The following is an 8647-nucleotide window of genomic DNA, read 5'->3' on the forward strand; positions in this document are numbered from 1 at the left end:
GAAGCACAAAAAAAGTGCTTACCTGTCCGCAGGGAGCGCCAGCCCGGCTACACTAACGACGAAGTAGCGGTGCAGGCGCAAGTCGTCGGTCAGCTCCGGATGAAACGAGGCCGACAGCAGCCTGCCTTGCCGAACCAGGATAATCTTTTCGCCTAAAGACGCCAAGACCTCGACTCCCGGGCCAACGTGGGTAATATAGGGCGCCCTGATAAAAATACCGCGAAACGGGGTCGTGCCCAAAACCGGAATCGCTAAGTCAATCTCGAAGCTATCCACCTGACGCCCGAAGGCGTTCCGCCGTACCGTCACATCCATCACGCCCAGGCGGGGCTGCGCCGAACCTTCGATCTCCCGGGCCAGCAAGACCATGCCCGCACAGGTTCCGAAGACCGGCAAACCCGCAGCAACACGCGCTAAGAGTGGCGCCATCAGGCCGAAGACGTTTAACAGGCGACCGATGGTGGTGCTCTCGCCGCCCGGAATGATCAGCGCGTCAATCGCTGCCAGATCCTCCGCCTTCAAAACAAGGGGGGCGCTAACCCCAAGCCGCTCTAACGCCCATTTGTGCTCCCGAAAGGCGCCCTGTAGCGCCAGTACTCCCACCCGCGGGGACGAAGATTCTGTCTCCATGGATACCCGACCTTTCTGCATTACTGCTACGGTAATTCACCAGCCACGGTCCTGCATTCGCTCGTGAGGCTGGATGGTTGATATCTCAATCCCAGGCATCGCCTCGCCTAAATCTTTGGAAATCTCGGCGAGTACCTGCGGGTCGTTATAGTAAGTCGTTGCCGCCACGATCGCCCGCGCCCGTTTCACGGGGTCTTTGGATTTAAAGATACCTGACCCGACGAAGATGCCATCCGCACCGAGTTGCATCATCAAAGCAGCATCCGCTGGTGTGGCGATACCACCCGCCGCGAAATTCACTACCGGCAAACGCCCCGTTTCCGCAACCTCCCGCACCAGTTCGTAAGGCGCGCCCATCTCTTTGGCTGCGCGTATTAACTCATCCCGGCGCATCCCCTGCAAACGCCTTATCTCCCCCATGACGAGCCGCATGTGCCGGACCGCTTCTACTACGTTGCCCGTACCTGGCTCGCCCTTGGTCCTGATCATCGCTGCCCCCTCGGCGATCCGCCGCAGAGCCTCGCCTAAATTCCGTGCCCCGCAAACGAAGGGGACTTTGAAGGCGTGTTTATCGATGTGGTACTGGTCATCGGCAGGGGTCAATACTTCACTTTCGTCTATGTAGTCCACGCCAAGTGCCTCCAGGATCTGCGCCTCAACGAAATGACCGATGCGCACTTTGGCCATGACAGGAATGGTTACCGCGTCCATTATCCGCAGGATAACCGTGGGGTCCGCCATTCTGGCTACCCCCCCTGCCGCCCGGATGTCAGCCGGCACACGCTCCAGCGCCATCACCGCGCAGGCGCCCGCCTCTTCGGCAATTTTTGCCTGCTCCGGCGTGGTGACATCCATAATCACCCCGCCTTTGAGCATCTCCGCTAAACCCTTTTTGACTGTCCAGGTTCCTTTCTCCACTGCCGCTCCCCCCATCTTCCCCGAACAAATAAGAATACCCTGCCCGACCAGTGGCCGGTTACAGGGTAATTTTATAACTTTTCTTCGACAAAAAGCAATAGGCCCCTCTTAGCGAATGAATAACCGCGGGCTTATCTTACGACCGTCACGGGCACGGTAGACAGCTGAACAACTTTGTAGGCGACATTACCTAGGACAAGGCTGATCATTCCAAAGCCCCGGGCGCCGATGACAATCTGGTTGAAACCCCCTTCTTGGGCGCACTCAATGATTTCCGCCGCCGGCTCCCCTTCGCGGATCACCGTCTCAGCTGTAACGCCTTGCGCGCGCAAGAGCGTCGCTGTTTCTTCAATTATGCGCGTGGCCTCTTCCCAGAAAAGCGCCGTTAACTCTTTTTGAAGCGCTTCCGGTTGCTCTTTAACCCGCCAGTAAAAATGGCGACCCGTAAAACGCCGCGGCACGGTAATAACCGTAAGGACGGTAACGGTGGCTTCTGGGATTAGCTGCGCGAGCGTTGCGGCAAAGGCAGCCGCTCTACGTGCGGTTTCGGAACCATCTGTGGGACAGAGGATCTTGTAGGCCATTTTCTTCCCCCTAAAACTCTGGGCCGGTGAATCCTGTACACCCCAAAAGTAACGGCGCGGCCGCAAAGCAATAGCGCTTCATGCTTCGTCCACTACCCGCGCCAGGGTAGCAACGTTATCGTCGGGAGCCAGCCGCATTACCAAAACACCACGCGCGGCGCGGCCAAGCACTGGTATTTCCCTTACCTTCAGGCGGATCACCACACCGGCGGCGCTAACGATCATCACCTCATCGCCTTCGCCGACCCCTTCAACACCTGCCACCCGGCCGCTCACCGCGGAAACCTTAGCGGCGATAATACCGGTCCCGCCGCGCGACTGGCACCGGAACTCTGATAGCGGTGTCCGTTTCCCGTAACCTCTCTCCGCAACCAACAGCAGCTCTTCTCCGTTGGTAACGGCTACCACACCGGCCACTTCATCCCCCGCGCGCAGGCGCATTCCCCGGACGCCGTGCGCGCTACGTCCCATTGGGCGCACGGCTGTTTCCAAAAACCTAATCGCCATCCCATGGCGGGTTACCAGGAGAATTTCACTCCGGCCGTCGGTTTCAACAGCCGCAACGAGCTCATCCCCCGCATCAAGGTCAATGGCTATGATCCCATCCCGGCGTACTGTGGCGAAGGCTTCAAGGGTTATCCTTTTAACGACGCCTTTTTTAGTAACTAGAAAGATAAAGCGGTGGGGCGCGAATTTCTTCACCGGCACGACAGCCGTTACTCGCTCCTCCGGACCGATGCGAAGGAGATTCACCAGCGCAGTCCCCCGTGCTTGCCGCCCGGCCTCCGGAATTTCGTAAACCTTAAGGCGGTAGGCCTTTCCTTTATTCGTAAAGAAAAGAAAATAGTCATGGGTCCCGGCGACAAAGAGGTGGCGGACAAAATCCTCCTGCCGGGGCTCCACCCCTGTGACACCCTTGCCGCCCCGGTGCTGGCTCCGGTAAGCCGCCTCACTCCGCCGTTTGATATATCCCTGGTGGGTAAGCGTTACCACTACCTGCTCGTCAGGAATCAGATCCTCCGGCCGGTAGATGATTCTCGCGTCCGCTATTTCGGTACGCCGCGGGTCGCTAAAGCGCTCTTTTACCGCTATTAGCTCGTCGCGGATGATACCGTAAATCTTGGCTTCGTCTGCCAGGACCTCCTCGAGGTAGGCGATCTTTTTCTCCAATTCCCGGAGCTCCTCGAGAAGCTTCTCCCGCTCCAGGCCGGTAAGGCGTTGGAGGCGCATGTCGAGGATCGCCTGCGCCTGCCGCTCCGCCAGATTGAAGCGTTCTATGAGACCCCTGCGGGCCGTATCGGTATCGGGAGCCGCCTTAATGAGCGCAACCACCGCGTCGATGTTGGCCAGGGCAATGTTAAGCCCTTCCACGATCTCAAGCCGGTCACGCGCCTCCCGGAGCTCGAAACGGCAACGTCTGGTGACTACTTCACGCTGGTGCGCGAGATAATGGCGTAAAACTTCCTTCAGCGGTAATATTTCCGGCTGCCCGTTGACCAGGGCGAGCATGATCACCCCGAAGGTATCCTCTAGCTGAGTGTGTTTATATAACCGGTTAAGCACGACGTGCGGGTCAATGTCGCGCCGCAACTCGATAACGATCCGCATACCCCGCCGGTCCGACTCGTCCCGCAGGTCGGTGATACCGTCGATCCGCCGTTCCCGGACAAGTTCCGCAATCTTCTCGAGTAGCCGTGCCTTGTTTACCTGGAAGGGAATTTCAGTGATGATGATCACTGGCTTGCCGCCCTGACGCTCGACTGTTGCGCGACCGCGCACCACGATACTCCCCCGCCCCGTGGCGTAGGCCGCCCGAATGCCTTCGCGTCCCAGGATAATCCCCCCGGTTGGAAAGTCCGGCCCGGGGATTATTCGCAACAGCTCCTCAAGAGTAATCTCCGGATTGGCAATGAGCGCTAGAACGCCATCGACTACCTCACCGATGTTGTGTGGCGGGATGTTGGTCGCCATGCCAACGGCGATCCCTGCTGACCCGTTAATGAGAAGGTTCGGGACCCGCGCGGGGAGAACAACCGGCTCTTGGGTGGTGCCATCGTAGTTAGGGATAAAATCGACAGTCTCCTTGCCGATATCCCGGAGCATCTCCACGGCCAGGCGCGAGAGCCGCGCCTCTGTGTATCGCATCGCCGCCGGGGCATCCCCATCCACGGACCCGAAGTTTCCCTGGCCGTCTACCAGAGGATAACGGCAGGCAAACTCCTGCGCGAGGCGCACCAAAGCATCATATACCGCCGCGTCCCCGTGCGGGTGGTAGCGTCGCAACACCTCACCCACGATGTAGGCCGACTTCCGGTGGGGCTTGTCCGGGGTCATGCCGATGTCGTGCATCGCGTAAAGGATACGGCGGTGAACCGGCTTCAAGCCGTCGCGCACGTCCGGCAACGCCCGGCCCACGATAACGCTCATCGCGTAGTCGAGGTAGGACTGGCGCATCTCCTCGCCGATATCGATCGGAATTACCTTACCTGGCAACAGACCGCGCTCCTTTCAATTTTCACCGTCTGTTATTATGTGTAATTACAATATTTACTGTAATTACACAAACTACACATCGAGATTACGCACGTAGCGGGCGTAGCGCTGGATAAATTCCCGCCGCGGCTCTACCTCGTCCCCCATCAAAGTGCTGAAGAGTTGGTCGGCCAAGACGGCGTCTTCAAGGCTTACCTGCAAAATGACCCGGTGCTCGGGGTTCATAGTTGTTTCCCAGAGTTGTTCCGGATTCATCTCACCAAGGCCCTTATAGCGCTGAATGGCAATACCGGTCCGCCCCATCTGTTCCAACATACGCTCCAGCTCGGCGTCGTTATAAGCGTAACGGATCTCTTTGCCCTTACGGAGGCGGTAAAGCGGGGGCTGCGCGATATAAACGTAACCGGCTTCGATCAGCGGGCGCATGTAGCGGTAGAAAAAGGTCAACAGCAGCGTCCGGATGTGTGAGCCGTCAACATCGGCGTCGGTCATGATGATAAGCTTATGGTAGCGAGCCTTGGCGATATCGAAGTCGTCGCCGATGCCGGTACCAATAGCGGTAATTAGGGCTCTAATTTCTTCGTTTCCGAGGATTTTGTCAAAACGCGCTTTTTCCACGTTAATGATCTTGCCGCGGAGGGGTAGAATAGCCTGAAAGCGCCTATCGCGGCCCTGTTTGGCGGAGCCGCCTGCCGAATCACCCTCCACGATGTAGAGCTCGGCGGCCGCCGGGTCGCGCTCTGAGCAATCAGCGAGCTTTCCGGGGAGCGTAGTATTTTCCAGGAGGCTTTTACGGCGGGTTAACTCTCTGGCCTTCCGCGCTGCCTCGCGGGCTCGCGCTGCCGCGAGCGCCTTCTCGATAAGACGTCGGGCAAGACCAGGGTTTTCCTCAAAGAAGGTACTTAGGCCCTCGGCAACTACGGTATCGGTAATGCTCCGGACCTCGGTGTTACCGAGTTTGGTCTTTGTTTGCCCTTCAAATTCCGGTTCGGGCACCTTCACGCTAACCACAGCGGTAAGACCCTCACGGATATCCTCGCCGGCCAGAGTCTGGCCGTTTTTTAGAAGTCCGAACTTGCGCGCGTAGTCGTTCACCACTCTAGTGAGGGCCGCCTTAAAGCCGGCCTCGTGCGTGCCCCCGTCTACCGTCCTGATGGTGTTTGCGTAAGAGAAGATACTTTCGTGGTACCCGTCATGGTACTGCAGGGCCGCCTCTACCCATACCCCGGCCTGCTGCCGCGCAACATAGATCGGCTCCGGGTTGATGACTTCCCGGCTACGGTTAAGATACCGAACGAAGTCTCTAATCCCGCCACGGTGAAAAAACTCCTGCTCGGAACCGTCGCGCTCGTCCCGCAGGATTATGCGCACCTCAGGCGTAAGAAAAGAAAGCTCTCGCAAGCGCTGGGCAAGAGTTTCCTGACTGAAGACCGTTTCCTCAAAAATGGCAGGATCGGGCTTAAAGTGAATGGTCGTTCCGGTGGTATTCGTGGTCCCGGTTACCCTCAACTCGGTGACGGGAACACCCCGTTCAAAGCGCTGGTACCATACCTTTCCTTCCCGGTGCACGCGCACTTCAAGCCACTCAGAAAGCGCGTTGACCACAGAGACACCCACGCCGTGGAGACCACCCGAAACCTTGTAGCCGCCCCCGCCAAATTTACCGCCGGCGTGAAGCATTGTCAGAACAACCTCTACCGCCGGTCGCCCGACCTGGGGGTGGATATCGACTGGTATCCCCCGCCCGTTATCACTGACGATGACTGTATTCTCCAGCGTGATGGTTACCCTTATCTCGGTGCAGAAGCCAGCTAGCGCTTCATCAATGCTGTTATCGACCACCTCGTAGACGAGGTGGTGCAGCCCGCGCGGTCCCGTGCTACCGATATACATGCCCGGACGCCGGCGGACCGCCTCAAGACCTTCCAGAACCTGTATCTGTGCTGCACCGTAAGCGAGCTGGTCTCTTTCCTGAGGCAATATAGTATCTCCTTTCTGGAAAATGCGTTGCGTAAGGGCATTTGCACCCTATATTATAGCACGAGAGAGTAAAGCCTAGAGCAAAGCGTGCAGCACGTAGCTTATCTACTCCTCTGGTAGAACGCTCTCCGCCCGGCGCTTTAATGCTTGGCAAGAGATTCCGGTAACGTAGATGCGCTCGGTGGTAATTACTATTGACCGCTCCTTCCCCTGCTCGGTCAAAACAATAAGCCTTCCGTCGCTACGCGTAGACCGTAGAAAGCTCCGGGTGGCTGAAGAACCGGCAGTATCATAAGCTAGGATTGCCACTAACTCGTTTTTCGAGATCACAGTGCCGTTGCCAATGTGGAGTAGTATTTTTTAAAACCCCTTCCTTAGGTTACTTTATAACCGTCCTCGCGGCTCTTTAAACGTTGGCGCCGTGCTCGGGAGTGATGATACCGTTTTGCACCTGGAAGAAGGTGGCCTCGCCAAGTGGTAGCCTTTGGGTAGTGGTAATAAAGGTTTGGCGCGCTGCGGTTGCTCTGAGTAGCGCCAACCGCCGGTCATCATCAAGTTCCGAAAAAACATCATCAAGAAGATAGATTACGTCTTCGCCGCGTTCCTTTTCTAGGAGTTCCGCCTCGGCTAGCTTGAGGGCAAGGACAGCCGCGCGCTGTTCGCCGCGGGAACCATAGCGCCGCAGGTGCTTATCCTCTACTAGAAGGATATAATCGTCGCGTGCTGGTCCTACGAGCGTCTGCCTACATTTTAGCTCATCAGCGCGCAGGGCCGCCAATGCCGCTAGAATTTGCTCTTTGATCGCTGCTTCGTCCGCTCCGAGAGGCACCGTGCTAGCGTAACGAATAGCCAGCTTTTTGCCCGTTAAAGGCCGGAAGCACCGCGCGGCTGCTGGTGCTACAAGCGATAAGCCCTTTAAACGAAGGTGGTAGAGACTACTCGCCGCCTCTGCTAGAGCCTCCGTCCAGACACTAAGATCCTCCGGTGGTTTCCTGGCACTACGACAAGCTCGGAGAAGGGTGTTCCGCTGCTCAAGGGCCCGGCTGTAAGCGCGTAGCGCTCCCCGGTAGCCCGGGATAAGACCACTAAAAAGCCGGTCGAAAAAGCGGCGCCGGTCGCCAGGAGAGCCGACGGCCACAAGTAGATCCTCAGGGGTAAAGAGGAGAAGACTGCCTCTCCCAGGGAATACCTCACGGGTAGTCTCCTTACCACTAAGAATTAGACGCTTTCCTACTGGTGTAATCTCCACTCCTGTTTCCACGTCCCCATTTTTAGTTGCAACCATCGCGTAGAGTAGCGCCTTACTCCCTGTTGGCCCGATCACCTCCTCCTCCCGTGAAGTTCGGAAGGAGTTACCGCTTAAGCAAAAGTAAAGCGCCTCGAGGAGGTTTGTCTTACCTGCGCCGTTAGCACCGTAAATGATGTTCCTCCCCGGCCCTGCTTCGAAGCGTATCGCTTCGTAGTTGCGGAAGTTGAGGAGCCGAACTTCCTTTACTCGCACGCGCCGTTCGCCCGTGTAGATTTTAAACTAAGCGCAGTGGCAGGACAAGCCCCAGGTAGGCAGGTACCTCTGCTACGCGGACGAGCGCCGGACCGATCTTCCCACTGAAGGCAATCTCGACACTGTTTCCAGCAGCAGCACGCAGAGCTTCCAAGAGGTAGCTTGCATTGAAGGCAATCTCTAAATCATCACCGCTGGCTTCCAGAGGGACCGTTTCTTTTATTCCCCCGTACTCCGATTGTGCTTCTAGGCTTACTACACCCCCGGCGACCTTAATAAGCACCGTAGGCGTCTCCCCCACAGCCAGCACCTGCGCCCGCTCGATCGCCCTAATCAACTGCGGGAGTGATCCTTTTACCGCTGTGACAGGCGGCCCCTGCGGCACAGCACCACGCCATTCAGGAAAGCGACCCTCAATAAGGCGGGTTATTATCTCAACCGAGTCTACCCTAAAGAAAGCCTGGTTCGTCCCTAAGGTAATAGCTACGCTTCCACCTGTCTGCGTAAGTACCCGCTCGACCTCACGCAGTGCCTTGGCCGG

General features: G+C 57.5%; 8 protein-coding genes. All 8 read right to left on the reverse strand.

Annotation, left to right across the window (positions count from 1 at the left end):
* Positions 1 to 18: 18 nt before the first annotated feature.
* Entirely contained in the window at positions 19 to 630 is a 612-nt protein-coding gene (pdxT, locus tag ACUVTA_RS07110) for a pyridoxal 5'-phosphate synthase glutaminase subunit PdxT (RefSeq protein ID WP_445952262.1), read from the reverse strand.
* Between the two features lie 36 nt (positions 631 to 666).
* Complete coding sequence (gene pdxS, locus ACUVTA_RS07115) at positions 667 to 1548, reverse strand: pyridoxal 5'-phosphate synthase lyase subunit PdxS (RefSeq protein WP_445952263.1); 882 nt, start codon at positions 1546 to 1548, stop codon at positions 667 to 669.
* A gap of 131 nt (positions 1549 to 1679) precedes the next feature.
* The gene (locus tag ACUVTA_RS07120; RefSeq protein ID WP_445952264.1) at positions 1680 to 2132 is read right to left on the reverse strand and encodes a universal stress protein; all 453 of its coding nucleotides are present in this window, start codon (positions 2130 to 2132) and stop codon (positions 1680 to 1682) included.
* A gap of 78 nt (positions 2133 to 2210) precedes the next feature.
* A complete protein-coding gene (gene gyrA / locus ACUVTA_RS07125) occupies positions 2211 to 4625 on the reverse strand; it encodes a DNA gyrase subunit A (protein ID WP_445952265.1) in 2415 nt (804 codons plus the stop codon).
* Between the two features lie 72 nt (positions 4626 to 4697).
* The gene (gyrB, locus tag ACUVTA_RS07130) at positions 4698 to 6605 is read right to left on the reverse strand and encodes a DNA topoisomerase (ATP-hydrolyzing) subunit B (RefSeq protein WP_445952266.1); all 1908 of its coding nucleotides are present in this window, start codon (positions 6603 to 6605) and stop codon (positions 4698 to 4700) included.
* A gap of 105 nt (positions 6606 to 6710) precedes the next feature.
* Positions 6711 to 6962, reverse strand: coding sequence for an extracellular matrix regulator RemB (gene remB, locus ACUVTA_RS07135; protein ID WP_445952269.1), 252 nt, complete (start codon positions 6960 to 6962; stop codon positions 6711 to 6713).
* Between the two features lie 49 nt (positions 6963 to 7011).
* Positions 7012 to 8106 carry a DNA replication/repair protein RecF gene (recF, locus tag ACUVTA_RS07140; protein WP_445952267.1) on the reverse strand — a complete coding sequence of 365 codons (1095 nt, stop codon included), beginning with the start codon at positions 8104 to 8106 and terminating at the stop codon, positions 7012 to 7014.
* Between the two features lie 22 nt (positions 8107 to 8128).
* Positions 8129 to 8647 (reverse strand): DNA polymerase III subunit beta family protein (locus ACUVTA_RS07145; protein WP_445952268.1); only part of this gene is annotated, 519 nt, incomplete at its 5' end.

It is taken from the genome of Thermodesulfitimonas sp. (assembly GCF_052743955.1).

Bases quoted from the DNA above. Each gene is read 5' to 3' on its own strand.
- pdxT (WP_445952262.1), bottom strand. From the start codon at position 630: ATGGAGACAGAATCTTCGTCCCCGCGGGTGGGAGTACTGGCGCTACAG.
- ACUVTA_RS07120 (WP_445952264.1), bottom strand. From the start codon at position 2,132: ATGGCCTACAAGATCCTCTGTCCCACAGATGGTTCCGAAACCGCACGT.